The sequence below is a fragment of the Marinobacter salinus genome, from assembly GCF_001854125.1.
GTDB lineage: Bacteria > Pseudomonadota > Gammaproteobacteria > Pseudomonadales > Oleiphilaceae > Marinobacter > Marinobacter salinus.
Genome location: NZ_CP017715.1, coordinates 2454887 through 2471491, shown reverse-complemented (window position 1 = coordinate 2471491; position 16605 = coordinate 2454887). Strand labels below are relative to the sequence as shown.

Below are 16605 nucleotides of genomic sequence, written 5' to 3'. Positions count from 1 at the left end.
CTACCGGGCACTACGATTTTTAGTACGTAGTTGTTGTCAAGGATGGCAGACCCACTCGGAAAATTTCCGGGGCGCAACATTACAGGAACAAGGTTGCGGCTCGTCAATAAAGTCAGACGACAATATGAACATTATCCTCGTTGGCAAGCATCATGGGAAATCCCGTGTGTTAGCTCTGAATGGCTCCGTGGCCGTCGGGTTTGCTGTTGCGGTGCTTGCACTATTGTTTGCGGCAGGCTGGGGCGGCTACCAGGTTGCTATTAGCAAGGCGCATGCAACCGAGCCATCCTCGTCGGAGCTGGTTGCCCATTGGCAGGCGCGCCTGGCAGAGCAGAAGTCCGAGCTTGCCTCGGTTGAGCAGGAGGTCCAGCAACAAATTGACGCCCTGACCCTGCGCCTTGGGGAAATGCAGGGGCGCTTGTTGCGCCTTGATGCGCTGGGCCAGCGTTTTGTTGAATCCGGCCTGGTAGCCAGTGAGGAATTTAATTTTGAGGAGCCTGCGGCAGTCGGGGGGCCGGAGGGCGCGGCGCCCAGAGAGTCCTTTACGGCACCGGGGCTGACCAGCATGATCAAACGCCTTGAAACCCAGCTTGAGGATCGTGAGCAGCAATTGCGCTTGCTGGACAAGCTGGCCTCACGGCAGAAGCTTGAAGATGAAATGTATGTTGAAGGCCGTCCCATCACCTGGGGGTGGCTGTCTTCAAAGTACGGCTACCGTTCCGATCCGTTCACTGGCAAGCGCACCTGGCACGATGGTGTGGATCTCGCGGGTAAGGAAGGTAGTGATATTATTTCCGTCGCTGGCGGAGTCGTGACCTGGGCGGGCGAGCGCTATGGCTATGGTAACCTTGTGGAGATTGATCACGGGGATGGTCTGGTCACTCGCTACGGTCACTGCAAAGAAGTGAATGTGAGAGTGGGTGACGTGGTTCAGAAGGGTCAGGTTGTTGCCCTCATGGGAAGCACCGGTCGCTCCACGGGCCCTCATGTGCACTTTGAGGTTCTGTCCAATGGCCGATCCACGGATCCGGTGAAGTACATCGCTCGTTCCGACAGCTGATATCCCTTTCTTTCGCCGGGTCCTGCCCTTTCACTCTCAGCGCTTTAGTGGTTTTGCGTGTGCGCTGGCGAGTGGTCGTGACTTCAATGAGTTAACACAAATCCTACCGGTGTGAGCCGTGGCTTTTGTCCTGTTGCGAAATAAGGTTAGAATGCCGGCTTCCTCCGTTTAATCAAAGAAGCAGTGGTCTATGTTCACAAAGCTTGCAACCAAGATGTTCGGCAGTAAAAACGCCAGAGAAATCAAGCGAATGCGTAAAGTTGTGTCGCGCATTAATGAACTTGAGGAGCAGTTTGGTAATTTGTCCGACACTGAGTTGCAAGGCAAGACTGCTGAATTTCGTCGGCGTATCGATGAAGGTGAGAGCCTTGAGGCCATTATGCCGGAGGCCTTTGCCACAGTTCGTGAAGCAGGGCGCCGGGTTATGGGGATGCGCCACTATGACGTTCAGTTGGTCGGTGCCATAACGCTCCATGAGGGCCGCATCGCCGAGATGAAGACCGGTGAGGGTAAAACGCTGGTGGCAACAGCGGCGGTTTACCTGAATGCGTTACCCGGGAAAGGTGTTCACCTGGTCACGGTGAACGATTATCTTGCGCGCCGGGACGCCGACTGGATGGGCAAACTATACCGTTTCCTGGGTCTCCAGGTTGGGGTGGTTGTCGCGGGTCAGGCGCCGGAAGAGAAGCGGGCTGCCTATCAGGCTGACATCACTTACGGTACGAACAACGAGTTCGGCTTTGACTATCTGCGCGACAACATGGCGTTCAGCACCGATGACAAGGTGCAGCGTGGGCTTAATTACGCCATCGTCGATGAGGTTGACTCCATTCTGATCGATGAGGCCCGCACCCCGTTGATCATCTCGGGTGCAGCTGAAGACAGCTCGAAAATGTATAAGGCCATCAATGAGCTGATTCCGAGTCTGGAAAAGGGTGAAGTGCCGGAAGAAGGTGAGCCCACTGGAGACTTCACCATTGATGAAAAGTCCCGTCAGGTTGAGTTGACGGAGGCTGGCCACGAGAAGGTGGAAGAGCTGCTGCTTGGCCAGGGCCTTCTGAAGGAAGGCGAGAGCCTCTATTCCGCTACCAACCTGAGCCTTTTGCACCATATTCATTCGGCGCTGCGTGCGCAGCACCTGTTCCAGAAGGATGTTGATTACATCGTTCAGGGTGACCAGGTGGTGATTGTTGACGAGCATACCGGCCGTACCATGCCCGGTCGTCGATGGAGTGAGGGGTTGCACCAAGCCATTGAAGCGAAAGAAGGGGTCAGCATTCAGGCTGAGAGCCAGACCCTGGCCTCCACTACCTTCCAGAATTATTTCAGGTTGTACGACAAGCTTGCGGGCATGACCGGTACGGCCGATACCGAAGCGTTTGAGTTCCGCCAGATCTACGGACTGGATGTGGTGGTAATTCCACCTAACAAGCCGATCCAGCGCATTGATTACAATGACCTCGTCTATCTGACTCAGGAAGAGAAATTCCACGCCATCATCGACGAGATCAAGGATGTCACCACTGAAGGTCGTCCAATCCTGGTTGGTACCGCTTCTATAGAGGCATCCGAGCTGCTGTCCATGCTGCTCAAGAAGGCGCGGATTGAGCACAAGATCCTCAACGCCAAGCAGCATGACTCGGAGGCTTTGATTATTGCCCAAGCCGGCCGGCCGGGCGCCGTCACTATTGCCACCAATATGGCAGGTCGAGGTACGGATATTGTTCTGGGCGGCAACTGGGAATACGAAGTGGCGGCAATGGAGAATCCGACTGAGGAAGAGGTTGCCCGTGTAAAAGCTGAATGGACCGAGCGCCATAACCAGGTACTTGATGCTGGCGGCTTGCATATCATTGGTACCGAGCGTCACGAATCCCGTCGTATTGATAACCAGCTCCGTGGTCGTGCCGGTCGTCAGGGGGATCCTGGCTCGTCCCGCTTTTTCCTGTCACTGGAAGACAACCTGATGCGGATTTTTGCGCCGGACAGGGTGAAAAGTCTGATGCAGGCTATGGGTATGAAGAAAGGCGAGGCCATCGAGCATCGGATGGTGACCAATGCCATCGAAAAGTCCCAGCGCAAGGTGGAAGGCCGCAACTTCGATATGCGGAAAACCTTGCTCGAATACGATGACGTCGCCAATGATCAGCGGACGGTGATCTACGATCAGCGTAACGAGGTTATGTCTTCCGATGACATTTCCGAGATGGTTGATACCATCCGTGAGGATGTCGTGGATGCGCTGGTCAGTGAGTACATTCCGCCCCAGAGTATGCCAGAGCAATGGGATATCGCGGGCCTGGAATCCCAGTTGCAGTCTGAAATGGCCATTGATCTGCCCGTCCAGCAATGGCTCAAGGATGATGACAAACTATACGAAGAGAACCTGCGCCAGAAAGTCCTTGATGAGATCGTGGCAGCTTATCGCGCCAAGGAAGAGATTGCCGGTTCCGAGTCCATGCGCAAGTTTGAGAAGCAGGTATTTCTGCAGGTTCTGGATACGCTTTGGAAAGAGCATCTCTCCAATATGGACCACCTTCGCCGCGGTATTCACCTGCGCGGCTATGCCCAGAAGAACCCCAAACAGGAATACAAGCGTGAAGCCTTTAACCTGTTTGAAGATATGCTGGAAACCATGAAGCGCGACGTCACCCGCGTTCTCTGCCACGTTCGTGTCCAGAGCCGGGAGGAAATGGAAGAGGTTGAGCGTCGCCGTAAGCAGGAGCTGGAACAGGAACTGGCCCGAGCCCGACTTCGCCATGATGAGACCAGTGCTACTGCCCAGAGTCAGGCAGAGGGCGAAGGTCGGGGTGGTCAGCAGCAGGCTGCGCCGGAAACCTTTGTGCGGCAGGAGCGCAAGGTGGGGCGAAACGAGCCCTGTCCTTGCGGGTCTGGCAAGAAATACAAACAGTGTCATGGCAAGGTCAGCTGATCGCCCGATACTGAAGTGATGTTCAAGACCCGCAACCTGAAGCTCTCAGGCTGCGGGTTTTTCCGTTTTGAATCGCCTGTTTCAGGCACTATTAGAGGAGAGGCTCAATGGCGGTAGGTCCAGGAACCTTACCCGAATTTTTTCCGGTGGCCGGGGTCAAGCTTGGCATTGCCAGTGCCGGCATCAAAAAGCCCGGGCGAAAGGATGTTGTGGTCTTTGAACTTGTGCCGGGAAGCCGTGTTGCAGGGATCTTCACTCGCAATCAGTTCTGTGCCGCGCCGGTAACACTGAGCCGGCAGCACTTGGCGAAGAAATCGCCGCGCTACCTGCTTATCAATACCGGTAACGCCAATGCGGGCACCGGTGAGCGTGGCATGACCGATGCCATTGCCTGTTGTGAAGCTTTGGCGGAGAAGGCCGGTGTGAGCCCGGAAGAGGTCCTTCCGTTCTCCACCGGGGTGATCGGCGAGCCCCTGCCAGTTGGAAAAATTGTCGGCGCCCTTGCCGGGGCATTGGCAAGTACCTCGGAACAGGACTGGGTTGAGGCGGCCAAGGGGATCATGACTACGGATACCCGCCCCAAGGGGGCTTCCCGCCAGGTTGACCTGGACGGCGATATGGTGACGATCTCCGGTATCAGCAAGGGCGCAGGCATGATCCGCCCGAATATGGCGACCATGCTTGGTTTCATCGCCACCGACGCACGCATCGAACCGGGCCTGCTTCAGACTCTGGCATCGGAGTTGGGCGAGACGTCGTTTAACAGGATTACCATTGACGGTGATACCTCCACGAACGATTCCTGCATGCTGATGGCTAGTGGGCAGTATCGTGGACCGGAGATCACCGCAGATAGCCCGGCACTGCCAAAGCTCAGGGCGGCGTTAGAGGAGGTGTATCTGGAACTGGCCCACGCCATTGTCCGGGACGGCGAAGGTGCGACCAAGTTTGTCACTATTGAAGTCAGTGGCGCCGCAACCCAGCAGGAGGCGCTGGACGTGGCCTATACCGTTGCGCACTCGCCTCTGGTGAAAACAGCACTGTTCGCCTCGGACCCCAATTGGGGGAGGATCCTGGCCGCCGTGGGTCGTGCCGGTGTTCCGGAGCTTGATCTCAATGCGCTGGAAATTTTCCTGGGCGATGTCTGCCTTGTCCGTGATGGTGGTCGCGCTGATGATTACTCGGAAGCGCGTGGCCAGGCGGTCATGGATCAGGAGGAGATCACTATCGCCATTGATCTCAAGCGTGGTGAGATTAAAGAAACGGTTTGGACCTGCGATTTTTCCCACGATTACGTGACCATCAATGCGGAATACCGAACCTGATCATGGCGGATAAAACGGCCGCAAAGCGGGAGACTCATGTCGCGGTTGCGGTGATCATTCGTGACGGCCGCGTCCTCATTGCCCGCCGACCCAAACATGTTCATCAGGGCGGTCTGCTGGAGTTCCCCGGTGGCAAAGTTGAGCCCGGCGAGACCGTTCAACGGGCGCTGGTCCGGGAGGTTGCCGAGGAAACCGGACTGAAGGTCCCTGAGAGCAGTCTGGAGCCCGTTATTGGTATTCGTCATGACTATGGCGACAAGTGTGTCTTTCTTGACGTCTGGCAGACAACAAGTGCCAAGGGCGAAGCGGAGGGTCGAGAAGGCCAGCCCCTGGCCTGGATGCTGCCCATGGACATGCGGGATCAGGATTTTCCCGCCGCCAACCGGCCTATTATCCGTGCCCTGAGGCTACCGTCATTGCTGGCCATCACCGGTGACATTGAAAAGGTTGAGCAAGGCTGCGAACAGCTGGCTTCGGCACTGAAGCGTTGGTCTCCGCCTCTTGTGGTCGTGCGAGCCCCTCTTCTTAATGGTGGCGACTACCGGCGGTTGGTGGCATCCGCCACACGAGTGTGCGCGCGTGAAGGTGCGGGGTTGATCGTCCATGGCGGGCCGTCGGTGTTTCAGGATGCACCGGAAGCCGCCGGACTGCATCTGCCCTGGCGGGAAGCCAGTCGATTGTCCTCAAGGCCGATACCTGGGCACGCGTGGCTCGGCGTGTCCTGTCATGACGCTGGCCAGATTGGACATGCGGTGCGTCTTGGTGCGGACTATGTCACTTTTGGGCCGGTCAAGGCTACCGCCACGCATCCTGACGCCGTGAGCATCGGGTGGCCAGCTTTCCGGGAGAGTGTGAGCATGGCGCCTCTTCCGGTTTTCGGTCTTGGTGGTCTCGGTCCCGGGGATGTGCTGAGAGCTCGCCAGGAAGGTGGCCAGGGCGTCGCAGGCATCCGTTTTTGGTGGTCCGAAAACTGATGTTTATCAGCGGAATCATTCCGGATCTCTGGTATCCTCGGCGGTCCGCTTAGACGATTTCGCGATTCAAGAACTCCCTGGAGGCGCTGTGAGCAAACTGACTCATCTGGATGACAAGGGCGAAGCCCGTATGGTGGATGTGACGAGCAAGGCGGTAACCGAGAGGGAAGCTCGGGCTGAGGCCACCATCCGTATGGCGCCGGATACTTTGAGCATGATTGTCGGGGGTGAGCACCCCAAGGGCGATGTGTTGGCGGTTGCCCGCATAGCGGGGATCATGGCGGCCAAGAAGACCCATGAACTGATTCCTCTCTGCCACTCCCTCAATCTGACGTCAGTCAAGGTAGAGCTGGAGCCTGGCGAGGATGGAGCGTCGGTGCATATCCTTACCCGCTGCAAACTGTCCGGCCAGACCGGCGTGGAAATGGAAGCATTGACGGCCGCCAGTGTTGCCGCACTTACTCTTTATGATATGTGCAAGGCTGTAGATCGGGGGATGGAGATCGGCGATGTCCGTTTGCTGGAGAAAAAGGGCGGTCGAAGTGGTCACTGGGTTGCGGGCCAGTCCTGACCTTTAATCCGGAAAGTGCACAGGCTCGTAAATCATTGGACTTTAAGATTGTCGGAGGAGCTGCAGTGCCGGGACTACGCCAAGAAGACGGCCACGTGATAGAATGCGCGGCCCGATTGACTGAACCACGAGGAAAGACTGTGGCTGTTCGTTACATCCAGACATGCCGGTTGCCGACCCCCTTCGGGGTTTTCGATATGCACGGTTTTGAAGAGCCGGACACTGGTAAAGAGCATGTGGCACTGACTCTGGGTGAACTGGACAGCGCCGAACCCATGCTTGCCCGAACCCATTCTGAGTGCCTTACCGGTGATGCGCTATACAGCATGCGATGCGACTGTGGCTACCAGCTCGAGGAGGCTCTGCGGAGTATTGCCCGGGAAGGTCGGGGTATTCTTATGTATCTGCGTCAGGAAGGCCGGGGTATCGGTTTGCTGAACAAGATTCGCGCCTATCACCTTCAGGATCAGGGAGCGGATACCGTTGAGGCAAACGAACGCTTGGGATTCGCAGCCGATCTTCGAGATTACAGCATGTGCAAGGATATGCTGGAGCACCTGGGTATTAAAAGCCTGAGACTGATGACCAATAATCCCCGAAAGGTCAAGGCGCTTACATCCTATGGCATTGAGATTTCGGAGCGTGTTCCTTTACACGTGGGGCGCAATCCCCATAATGAACATTACCTGAATACCAAGCAGAGCAAACTTGGTCACTGGCTGGAAACGCATCAGGACGACGATCCGGAGGCATGATCCGGATTACAGAAAAAAGCCCGCCAGATAGCGGGCTTTTTTGTTACCGGAGCAGGCTACTTGACGGCCTTCAGACTCAGTCTTTGGTGCCGGAGGCGTTCCATACGTTCTTCAATGGCGGACTGGATGCCGATGGAGTCCAGTCCGCAGTCACTCAGTAATTCTCCGTGTTTACCATGATCAATGAAGGTGTCCGGCAATCCGAGCTGCAATACCGGCATTGAAACTTCCTGGCGATTCAGGCATTCCGTAACCGCGCTACCCGCACCCCCTGCGATGGCATTTTCTTCCAGAGTTACCAGCAACTCGTGCTGTTCCGCGAGAGCCAGCACCAATTCTTCATCCAGCGGTTTAACGAAACGCATGTCGGCAACGGTTGCTCCCAGGGCTTCTGCCGCCTCCACCGCCGGTGCCAGCAGAGTGCCGAAGTTCAGGATGGCAATGTTGCTGCCTTCGCGAATCCGTCGACCCTTGCCTATCGGCAAAGCGGCCAGTTGCTGCTGTATTTCTGCGCCCGGGCCGGTCCCTCGGGGGTAACGAACGGCTGCCGGGCCGTTGAACAGCATTCCGGTATGCAGCATCTGGCGAGTTTCGTTCTCATCAGAAGGGGTCATGATGACCATGTTCGGAATGCAGCGCAGGAAGCTGATGTCAAACGCCCCGGCGTGGGTTGGTCCGTCCTCGCCGACCAGGCCGGCGCGGTCAATGGCAAACAGCACGTCGAGGTTCTGGATGGCGACATCGTGAATCAGCTGGTCATAGCCCCGCTGCAGGAAGGTAGAATAAATAGCGACTACGGGCTTGGCCCCGTCGCAAGCCATGCCGGCGGCCAGGGTGACAGAGTGCTGTTCGGCAATGGCGACGTCAAAGTAGCGATCCGGGAATCGTTCTGCAAACCTCAGCAGGTCCGAACCTTCACACATTGCGGGAGTAATTCCGACCACCCGGTCGTCCTGCTCCGCTGCATCACACAGCCACTGGCCGAAGATATTGGCGTATTTTGGCTTCGCTGGCCTCGGTTTAACGGGTTCAGGTTTGCTGGGGGGAACCGGTTCAATCTTGTTGATCGCGTGATAGCCAATCGGATCCGCCTCGGCCGGGGCAAAGCCTTTGCCTTTGGTGGTAACGACATGCAGGAATTGTGGGCCTTCCAGTTCCCGGATATTCTCCAGGGTTTCTACCAGCAGGGGTAAGTCATGGCCATCAATAGGTCCGATGTAATTAAATCCCAGCTCTTCGAACAGAGTGCCGGGCGCAATCATGCCCTTGAAATGCTCTTCGGTTTTCTTGGCCAGTGCCATCAGGTGCGGTGCGCCCTGTAGCACTTTTTTGCTGCCGTCACGGACCTGGTTATAGGTGCGGCTGGACAGCAGCTTGGCAAAGTAGTTCGAGAGGCCGCCGACATTGCGTGAAATCGACATGTCGTTGTCATTAAGGATGACCAGCATGTCCGCATGCAGGTGACCGGCATGATTCAGTGCTTCGAAGGCCATGCCGGCGGTCATGGCACCATCGCCAATCACGGCGATGCTCTTGCGTCCTGTACTCTGCAGGCGAGCAGCAATGGCCATACCCAGCGCGGCGCTGATGGAGGTGCTGGAGTGGCCGACGCCGAAGGTGTCGTACTCGCTTTCAGCCCGCTTCGGGAAACCGGCAAGGCCGCCCTTGCGGCGAATGCTGCCCATTTCTTCGCGTCGACCGGTAAGTATCTTGTGAGGATAAGCCTGGTGCCCGACATCCCAGACCAGGCGGTCCTCCGGAGTGTTGAACACGTAATGCAGTGCAACAGTCAGTTCCAGTACACCAAGACCGGCGCCAAAATGGCCGCCCGTCTGGCCAACGGACCACAGCAAAAACGCCCTGAGCTCCCTCGCCAGCTGGGTAAGCTGTTCCGCCGGCAGTTCGCGAAGCCGGGCCGGATAATCCATCCGGTCCAGCAGCGGAGTGTTGGGCCGCTGTGACGGGATTTCCTTGAAAATATAAGTGTCCTGCATTTGCTCGGGTCTTTTCCGGAATATTCAGCAATTGACTGGCATTATAGGGGAACAGGGGTGCCTGTTTCACACCTATCGGGCCAGTTATTGCGAGATTGTAAAGCCAGTGTGCGCCCTTGAGGTGTCGGGGTTCAATGAGTTCGTGCCACTACGTAATCCGCCATCGCCCGAAGTGAGTCGGCTTCTGATCCGAAGTTTCTGAGACTTTCGAGGGCGCTGGTCAGCAGTGCTGACAAGTGTTCCCGTGCGCCGTTTACGCCGAGCAGGGCGGGGTAGGTGGGTTTGGCCCGGGCGGCATCGGATCCCTGGGGTTTACCGATGACTTCTGTGTCGCCCTCAATGTCCAGTAGATCATCCTGCACCTGAAAGGCAAGCCCAAGTGCTTTGGCATAGCTGCTCAATGAATTCAGCGCTTCCTCACTGACAAAAGGAGCCGTCAATGCCCCCAGTCGGACGCTTGCTTCAATAAGCGCGCCGGTTTTGTGTCGATGCATCGCCTCGAGCTGCGCCAGTGAGAGGTTTTTCCCCACAGATTCCAGGTCAATTGCCTGGCCCCCCACCATTCCACCATGGCCGCTGGCCCTCGCCAATTCCTGAACCATAGAGAGGCGCGCTGACTCACTGAGCTGCCCGGTTTCCGCCAGCCATCCAAAGGCCAGTGCCTGAAGTGCGTCGCCCGCGAGAATGGCGGTGGCCTCATCGTAGGCAATATGCGTGGTCGGCCTGCCCCGGCGCAGTTCGTCATCATCCATGGCGGGCAGGTCATCATGGATCAGGGAGTAGGCATGAATCAGCTCCACAGCGCAGGCGGGAGCGAGAGCGGCTTCTCCGGTCTGGCCCATGGCTTTTGCTGCTGCAAGGCACAGTGCGGGGCGGATTCTCTTGCCACCGCCAAGCACGCTGTAACGCATGGCTTCCTGAAGCCTTACGGACGCAGAACTGCGCTCAATGACGCGATCCAGTTCGGTATCCACACGAATGCGGCAGATTTCCAGGAAATCCAGTGCCAGTTTGTTCTGATCACTCATCAGTCAGCATCGTCCGGGGAAAACGGTCGGGTTTCGAGCGAGCCATCACCGGTTTGAACCAGCTGTTCAACCCGCTGCTCGGCACTTTTCAGGGCCTGTTGGCATTCACGTGTCAGTTTGACACCCCGCTCGAAGGCAGACAGCGACTGTTCCAGGGAGAGCTCGCCCTGTTCCAGATCCCGAACCAGTTTTTCCAGTTCATCAAGGGATTTCTCGAAATCGGCGATGGATGTGGCGCCTTGTTCACTGGCCATCGGGGATCCTCCGATCGGGTGGCAGAATTTCGCGGATTATATCAGAGCTTGACGTCTATCGCTGCCAGAGGAAATGACAGCATTCACCTCTCTCGGACCAGGGTCCCCAGCTTTGCTCGGTTACCCGTATCTCGCCCTGTCGGGAAACACTGACAACGGTTGTTGCGCGTGTGCCGTAATCCTCTCCGACAATAAAGGGTGATGAAAGGAAACGCTCGGTTTCCCGGCCGATCCCGGTATCCGGCAGAAGATGGTCCGGAGCGGGCGTGGTGTCCTGTAACAATGAGATCAGCTCTGTATGCAGTGCCTCCGAGTCTTCGCTGGCGGTTGCCACGACCGTTCCCATAGCTTGCCGGAGGCGTAGCAGTTTCGGCCAGGGTGTCTGTAACAGATGGTTGCTGAGGCCGTAGAGCCCGCGATGGATATGCCGGCCCGGGTGCGCATCGCGGTTGCTGTAGTACCAGCCCGCCGTTCCGGCCAGGTTTAAGAGGTTAAAGCCCGAGTATTCACCGGCGTCCTTCGAGAGGCCGGCTGCCAGTGCCGGTATTGGCTCCTGAAGAGCCTTTAGCGGCAGCTCGCCACGACTTCTTCGGCCGGTTTCTGGCGCACCCTCCCGGACATTGGTGACCGCGCTGACGGCCCCTTCCGGAGAAACCGCAAGCCAGGTGCCACCGGATTGCAGATCACGGCCGGCGAGAATGTCGAATCCCGAGTCTGTTTGCCACCAGTGCATAGGAGCAGTGGGCCGGCGAAAAAATTCGTCCCGGTTGGCGGCAACCACGAGCGGGAAGTGTGAGCTCTGGCCAAGGGTGAAGGCGATCAGGCACATGGTTTGGAGTGAGTCTCCCGGATTGGATGAAGTTGGCGGTTCCGGTGTGTATCATACCAGCCTTGATTTTCGGGTGCGGAACAAGGCTATGACCCTGGTATACGTTTTTGCCTCCTACCTTACGCTGGGAGCTCTGGCTGGCACTCTGGCGGGTCTTTTCGGTATTGGCGGCGGGCTCGTTATCGTTCCCGTGCTTATTTTCAGTTTTGGTCTGCAGGGCATCAGCTTTGAAATTGCTGCTCACCTGGCCGTAGGCACCTCCCTGGCCACCATTGTTTTTACATCCATGAGTTCCATCCGGTCCCATCATTCACATAAGGCCGTGCGTTGGGATATCTTCCGGCCCATGACGGTCGGTATTGTTATCGGGGCAGTACTGGGAGCATGGTCTGCTTCGATGCTGAGCGGCCCCACCCTGGAATTGATTATCGGGATTTTTGTTATTCTGGTCGCGATTAAAATGCTCCTGGGAGGTAATCCGAAACCAGGGCGGGATGTCCCTGGTAACGCCGGTTTGGCCGCATCTGGCGGCTTCATTGGGTGGGCTTCCGCTATTTTCGGGATTGGCGGTGGTACCCTGACAGTGCCGTACCTGAGTTGGTGCAATGTACGCATGCAAGAGACGGTGGGTACATCAGCTGCCTGTGGCCTCCCAATTGCAGTTGCCGGTGCTTTGGGCAACATCTGGACAGGCTGGGGCCATCCGAATCTTCCTGACTACAGTCTTGGTTTTGTCTACCTGCCGGCGCTGCTGGGGATTATCCTGACCAGCATGCTCTTCGCGAGGGTGGGCGCCGCTCTTGCCCACCGGTTGGATGCCATTGTGTTAAAACGAATATTTGCCTTGGTCCTGATTGTACTGGGACTCCGTTTTCTTCTGAGCTGAGAGGTTGTCGATGCTACAGCATCCCCAGATAGATCCGGTGGCTATCGCCATCGGCCCCCTCAAGATCCACTGGTACGGGTTGACCTACCTGGTTGGTTTTCTTGCCGGTTGGTGGCTGGGCCGGCTGCGTACGCGCAAGCCTTGGTCCCCGATCAACGAGGAGCAGATGGGGGATCTGCTGTTTTATCTGGCGCTCGGCGTCATTCTTGGCGGCCGGTTCGGCTATGTGGTTTTCTATAATTTCGGTACATTTCTCGCGGATCCGCTTTGGCTTTTCCGTGTCTGGGAAGGCGGCATGTCCTTCCATGGTGGCTTGCTTGGCGTCATGCTGGCGATGTGGTGGTATGGCCGCAAAGTCGGCGCCGGTTTCTGGAAAATCGCCGACTTCGTGGCGCCCCTGGTCCCGGTTGGGCTCGGCGCGGGGCGCATTGGTAACTTCATCAACGGTGAACTCTGGGGTAAGCCGACGGATGTGTCGTGGGGCATGGTTTTTCCGACTGCCCCGGATGCCCTGGCCCGGCACCCCTCCCAGCTGTATCAGTTTGCCCTTGAGGGCGTCGCGCTGTTCGTTATCCTGTGGTGGTTCTCGGCCAAGCCCAGGCCGAGGATGGCCGTATCCGGAATGTTCCTGATCTTTTACGGCATATTCCGATTTATGGTGGAGTTCGTGCGCGAGCCGGATCCGCAACTCGGCTACCTGGCATTTGACTGGCTCACCATGGGGCAAGTGCTGTCGACGCCAATGATTGTGGCCGGTGCCGCCCTGATGTTCATTGCTTACCGGAGAAACGCGGAATGAAAGCCTATCTCGATCTGATGCAGGATGTTGTCGATAACGGATTCGATAAGGGTGACCGGACCGGCGTTGGTACCCGATCAGTGTTCGGGCGCCAGGTCCGCTTCAATCTGCAGGACGGCTTCCCCCTGGTCACCACCAAGAAAGTGCACCTGCGCAGCATCATTTATGAGCTGCTCTGGTTTCTCCAGGGCTCAACCGACAACAATTGGCTGAAAGAGCGCAAGGTCTCGATCTGGAACGAGTGGGCTCTGGATGACGGTGATCTGGGGCCAATTTACGGTAAGCAGTGGCGTAGCTGGCAGTGCCCGGATGGTCGCGTAATTGACCAGATCAGCGAGGTGATTGAGCAGATCCGCACCAAGCCCAATTCCCGCAGGCTTATTGTCTCCGCATGGAATCCGGCGGAACTTCCGGACGAGTCAGTCGGCCCCCAGGACAACGTTCGTGAGGGTCGCATGGCGCTGGCCCCCTGTCACTGCCTGTTCCAGTTCTATGTCGCGGACGGCAAGCTCTCCTGCCAGCTTTACCAGCGCAGTGCCGACCTGTTCCTCGGGGTTCCGTTCAACATTGCTTCTTACGCTCTGCTGACGCACATGATCGCCCAGCAGTGCGATCTCGACGTCGGTGAGTTCGTGCATACCTTTGGTGACTGCCATCTGTATCAGAACCACCTGACCGACGAAATTGTCTTCGAACAGCTCAAACGCGAACCGCGTGCGTTGCCGACATTGGTCATCAAGCGCAAGCCGGCATCGATCTTTGAGTATGAGCTGGAAGATTTCGAGTTCGAGGGCTATGACCCTTATCCGGGCATCAAGGCGCCGATTGCCATCTAGTTTTGAATAGGCTGTCTCATCAGCCTGGTTGCGAGGGGTGGGTAGGCGTTTTCAAAACTGTGCGGAGCCATGGATGGCGGAGCTCAAGCGCCACATGGATGTGCTTGAGCGGGTTTTGAAAACGCCTACCCACCCTTTGCCCACTCCGTAACAAGAGGATCCGAAATGAGGAAAGCCCTCATCGTCGCCATGTCCCGCAACCGGGTCATTGGCCGTAACAACAACCTCCCCTGGTACCTTCCAGGCGACCTGCGTTACTTCAAGCAGGCCACCATGGGTAAGCCCATCATCATGGGGCGCAAGACCTGGGACTCCATTGGCAGGCCATTGCCGGGCCGGATGAATGTCGTGATTTCCCGGAATCCGGACTGGGATGCGCCGGCTGGCACAGTTGCAGCAACGTCGTTACAGGAAGCGTTGATCAAGGCCGAGGCGCAGGCAGAGCTGGAGGGGGGCGATGAAGTGATGATCATCGGCGGTGGCCAGGTTTATGCCGAGGCGTTGCCGATGGTGGACCGGATGTATGTCACCCAGGTACACGCGGAAGTCGAAGGGGATGCGTTCTTTCCGGAAGTGAACTGGGATGTTTGGGAAGAAATCGGACGGGAGGATTTCTCCGCGTCCGACAACAATCCTTACGACTACAGCTTCGTCGTCTACCAGCGTCGGGCTTAAGCCTGACGAGGCGGTCGCTTACCGGCGGGCTTGCCACCCTTGCCGGGAGGCTTTCCGGGGCCGCTGCGGCCCTTCGGGCCACCTTTCTTGAAGCCACCTTTCGGGCCTTTGCGGTTCTCTCCGGGCCGACCGCCACCACCTTTACGGTCACGGCGGGGCGGTGTGGAAGATACCGTGGGCAGTGCCTCAGGCTGTTCCAAAGGCAGGGAGCCTGGCTGGGCCGCTTCCATCCAGCAAGCGAGGGCACCGGCTACCATTGCCATATCCATCTCGTTCCGCTCGGCAATTTCATCCAGCAACGACATGGCCTTGGCCAGCTTACGGTCTTCCGCAAAACCCAGAAGCTGGGTTTCGAACTGCTGTTCCCGCATTTTTTTGAGTTCGACAGGGGACGGCAACTCGTAGGCTTCCATGGGCGAGTTCGTGGCTCGCTCGAGAGTTCTCAGCCAGCTGCGCTCGCGGGGTGTTACCAGCAGGATCGCCTTGCCTTCACGACCAGCGCGGCCGGTGCGGCCAACCCGGTGGATGTACGCCTCGGTGTCGTAGGGAACGTCATAGTTGATGACGTGCGTGATACGGGACACGTCCAGACCGCGCGCAGCAACATCGGTGGCAACAATAATATCTTTCTTGCCACGCTTCAGATCTTCAACGGTCTGTTCGCGCTGGCGCTGGTTAAGGTCGCCACTCAGGGGCGCAACGGCATGGCCGCGAGCCGACAGCTTTTCGGCCAGCATGGTAGTTTCGGCTTTGGTGCGCACGAAGATAATGGCGGCATCAATCGGCTCAACTTCCAGGATACGGGTCAGGGCGTCCAGTTTGCGCTCGGCATAAACGGGCAACACGAACTGTGAAATTCGCTCAACAGTGCGAGTCTCGCTCTCGATTTTCACTTCAGTCGCGTTACGCAGATAGGTTTGGGCGACCTTCTTGATCTGCGGCGGCATGGTGGCTGAGAACAGGGCGCGCTGACAGTTTTCCGGCGTTTTGGCCAGAATGGCTTCAACATCGTCAATAAAGCCCATGCGGAGCATTTCGTCCGCCTCGTCCAGCACCAGTGCTTTGAGGCTGTCGAGTTTCAGTGTGCCTTTGCGCAGATGGTCGAGCATTCGTCCGGGTGTACCGACGATTACCTGGGCACCGCGTCTCAGGCCCTTGATCTGCGGGTAGAAATCCTGGCCGCCGTAAATTGGCAGTACATGGAAATGGCGGAACTTGCTGGCATAGGTGGTAAAAGCTTCAGCCACTTGAATGGCCAGCTCACGTGTGGGTGCCAGCACCAGAATCTGGGGTTCGCTGACAGAGGCATCAATCCGGCTCAGCAGAGGCAGCGCGAAGGCGGCAGTCTTACCGGTGCCAGTCTGGGCAACGCCCAGAAGGTGGTTGCCAGCCAGCAGTGCCGGGATGGCCTGAGCCTGGATAGGTGATGGTTTTTCGTAGCCAACGGCGGTCACGGCTTCAAGTACGGCTGGATCCAGACCCAGTTCGGCAAAGGACAATTCAGACATTGATTTACTCGGAATTCGGGAGGTAAAGCATTGCCGGGCAATGCATCGTGTGCCTACATTATAGCCGCTTTAACGACGCTTTAATACGCCCAATCCCGCGAGACTGGTAGGTAGTTGCCGGTGCGCCCCCTGTTGCTTTGCGCGTGTTTCTGCGGCAGTCTCTTTTTCTTGATAGGTTG

Annotated in this window: 15 protein-coding genes; 10 read left to right on the top strand and 5 right to left on the bottom strand. The window is 57.3% G+C overall.

Features of this window, described 5'->3' with window-relative positions; genetic code table 11:
* Nucleotides 1–124 precede the first annotated feature (124 nt).
* The 6 genes from BKP64_RS11470 (at nt 125) to ribA (ending at nt 7617) form a co-directional block, all read left to right on the top strand.
* A complete protein-coding gene (locus tag BKP64_RS11470) occupies nt 125–1060 on the top strand; it encodes a M23 family metallopeptidase (protein WP_198402612.1) in 936 nt (311 codons plus the stop codon).
* A gap of 190 nt (nt 1061–1250) precedes the next feature.
* Nucleotides 1251–3992, top strand: coding sequence for a preprotein translocase subunit SecA (gene secA, locus BKP64_RS11465; protein ID WP_070970051.1), 2742 nt, complete (start codon nt 1251–1253; stop codon nt 3990–3992).
* A gap of 107 nt (nt 3993–4099) precedes the next feature.
* Nucleotides 4100–5317 (top strand): bifunctional glutamate N-acetyltransferase/amino-acid acetyltransferase ArgJ, encoded by a 1218-nt coding sequence (gene argJ, locus BKP64_RS11460; protein ID WP_070970046.1) that lies wholly within the window; start codon nt 4100–4102, stop codon nt 5315–5317.
* 2 nt (nt 5318–5319) lie between these two features.
* On the top strand, nt 5320–6291 hold the full coding sequence (locus BKP64_RS11455) for a Nudix family hydrolase (protein WP_070970043.1): 972 nt from the start codon (nt 5320–5322) through the stop codon (nt 6289–6291).
* 88 nt (nt 6292–6379) lie between these two features.
* On the top strand, nt 6380–6862 hold the full coding sequence (moaC, locus tag BKP64_RS11450; protein WP_070970040.1) for a cyclic pyranopterin monophosphate synthase MoaC: 483 nt from the start codon (nt 6380–6382) through the stop codon (nt 6860–6862).
* Between the two features lie 140 nt (nt 6863–7002).
* Entirely contained in the window at nt 7003–7617 is a 615-nt protein-coding gene (gene ribA / locus BKP64_RS11445; RefSeq protein WP_070970036.1) for a GTP cyclohydrolase II, read from the top strand.
* A gap of 56 nt (nt 7618–7673) precedes the next feature.
* On the opposite strand, the gene dxs is transcribed toward ribA, so the two are convergent.
* The 4 genes from dxs to BKP64_RS11425 form a co-directional block, all read right to left on the bottom strand.
* A complete protein-coding gene (gene dxs, locus BKP64_RS11440; protein ID WP_070970032.1) occupies nt 7674–9611 on the bottom strand; it encodes a 1-deoxy-D-xylulose-5-phosphate synthase in 1938 nt (645 codons plus the stop codon).
* 131 nt (nt 9612–9742) lie between these two features.
* Nucleotides 9743–10639, bottom strand: a complete 897-nt coding sequence (locus tag BKP64_RS11435) for a polyprenyl synthetase family protein (RefSeq protein WP_070970028.1) — start codon at nt 10637–10639, stop codon at nt 9743–9745.
* Complete coding sequence (locus tag BKP64_RS11430) at nt 10639–10893, bottom strand: exodeoxyribonuclease VII small subunit (protein WP_070970025.1); 255 nt, start codon at nt 10891–10893, stop codon at nt 10639–10641. Before BKP64_RS11430 ends, BKP64_RS11435 begins: the two co-directional genes overlap by 1 nt.
* Nucleotides 10894–10948: 55 nt before the next feature.
* On the bottom strand, nt 10949–11722 hold the full coding sequence (locus BKP64_RS11425; protein ID WP_070970022.1) for an NRDE family protein: 774 nt from the start codon (nt 11720–11722) through the stop codon (nt 10949–10951).
* Nucleotides 11723–11810: 88 nt separating this feature from the next.
* On the opposite strand from BKP64_RS11425, the gene BKP64_RS11420 reads away from it, so the two are divergent.
* From BKP64_RS11420 to BKP64_RS11405, 4 genes are all read left to right on the top strand, one after another.
* Complete coding sequence (locus tag BKP64_RS11420; protein ID WP_070973656.1) at nt 11811–12608, top strand: sulfite exporter TauE/SafE family protein; 798 nt, start codon at nt 11811–11813, stop codon at nt 12606–12608.
* Nucleotides 12609–12618: 10 nt separating this feature from the next.
* Nucleotides 12619–13407 carry a prolipoprotein diacylglyceryl transferase gene (gene lgt, locus BKP64_RS11415; protein ID WP_070970019.1) on the top strand — a complete coding sequence of 263 codons (789 nt, stop codon included), beginning with the start codon at nt 12619–12621 and terminating at the stop codon, nt 13405–13407.
* Complete coding sequence (locus tag BKP64_RS11410) at nt 13404–14243, top strand: thymidylate synthase (protein WP_070970016.1); 840 nt, start codon at nt 13404–13406, stop codon at nt 14241–14243. The genes lgt and BKP64_RS11410 overlap by 4 nt, the downstream gene beginning before the upstream one ends.
* A 165-nt stretch (nt 14244–14408) precedes the next feature.
* Entirely contained in the window at nt 14409–14918 is a 510-nt protein-coding gene (locus tag BKP64_RS11405) for a dihydrofolate reductase (protein WP_070970013.1), read from the top strand.
* On the opposite strand, the gene BKP64_RS11400 is transcribed toward BKP64_RS11405, so the two are convergent.
* A complete protein-coding gene (locus BKP64_RS11400) occupies nt 14915–16426 on the bottom strand; it encodes a DEAD/DEAH box helicase (protein WP_070970011.1) in 1512 nt (503 codons plus the stop codon). The genes BKP64_RS11405 and BKP64_RS11400 overlap by 4 nt on opposite strands.
* Nucleotides 16427–16605 lie beyond the last annotated feature (179 nt).

Excerpts from the sequence above, each read along its gene's own strand:
- BKP64_RS11470 (WP_198402612.1), top strand. The coding sequence starts at position 125 with ATGAACATTATCCTCGTTGGCAAGCATCATGGGAAATCCCGTGTGTTA.
- secA (WP_070970051.1), top strand. The coding sequence starts at position 1,251 with ATGTTCACAAAGCTTGCAACCAAGATGTTCGGCAGTAAAAACGCCAGA.
- argJ (WP_070970046.1), top strand. The coding sequence starts at position 4,100 with ATGGCGGTAGGTCCAGGAACCTTACCCGAATTTTTTCCGGTGGCCGGG.
- BKP64_RS11455 (WP_070970043.1), top strand. The coding sequence starts at position 5,320 with ATGGCGGATAAAACGGCCGCAAAGCGGGAGACTCATGTCGCGGTTGCG.
- dxs (WP_070970032.1), bottom strand. The coding sequence starts at position 9,611 with ATGCAGGACACTTATATTTTCAAGGAAATCCCGTCACAGCGGCCCAAC.
- BKP64_RS11435 (WP_070970028.1), bottom strand. The coding sequence starts at position 10,639 with ATGAGTGATCAGAACAAACTGGCACTGGATTTCCTGGAAATCTGCCGC.
- BKP64_RS11430 (WP_070970025.1), bottom strand. The coding sequence starts at position 10,893 with ATGGCCAGTGAACAAGGCGCCACATCCATCGCCGATTTCGAGAAATCC.
- BKP64_RS11425 (WP_070970022.1), bottom strand. The coding sequence starts at position 11,722 with ATGTGCCTGATCGCCTTCACCCTTGGCCAGAGCTCACACTTCCCGCTC.
- BKP64_RS11420 (WP_070973656.1), top strand. The coding sequence starts at position 11,811 with ATGACCCTGGTATACGTTTTTGCCTCCTACCTTACGCTGGGAGCTCTG.
- lgt (WP_070970019.1), top strand. The coding sequence starts at position 12,619 with ATGCTACAGCATCCCCAGATAGATCCGGTGGCTATCGCCATCGGCCCC.
- BKP64_RS11410 (WP_070970016.1), top strand. The coding sequence starts at position 13,404 with ATGAAAGCCTATCTCGATCTGATGCAGGATGTTGTCGATAACGGATTC.
- BKP64_RS11405 (WP_070970013.1), top strand. The coding sequence starts at position 14,409 with ATGAGGAAAGCCCTCATCGTCGCCATGTCCCGCAACCGGGTCATTGGC.
- BKP64_RS11400 (WP_070970011.1), bottom strand. The coding sequence starts at position 16,426 with ATGTCTGAATTGTCCTTTGCCGAACTGGGTCTGGATCCAGCCGTACTT.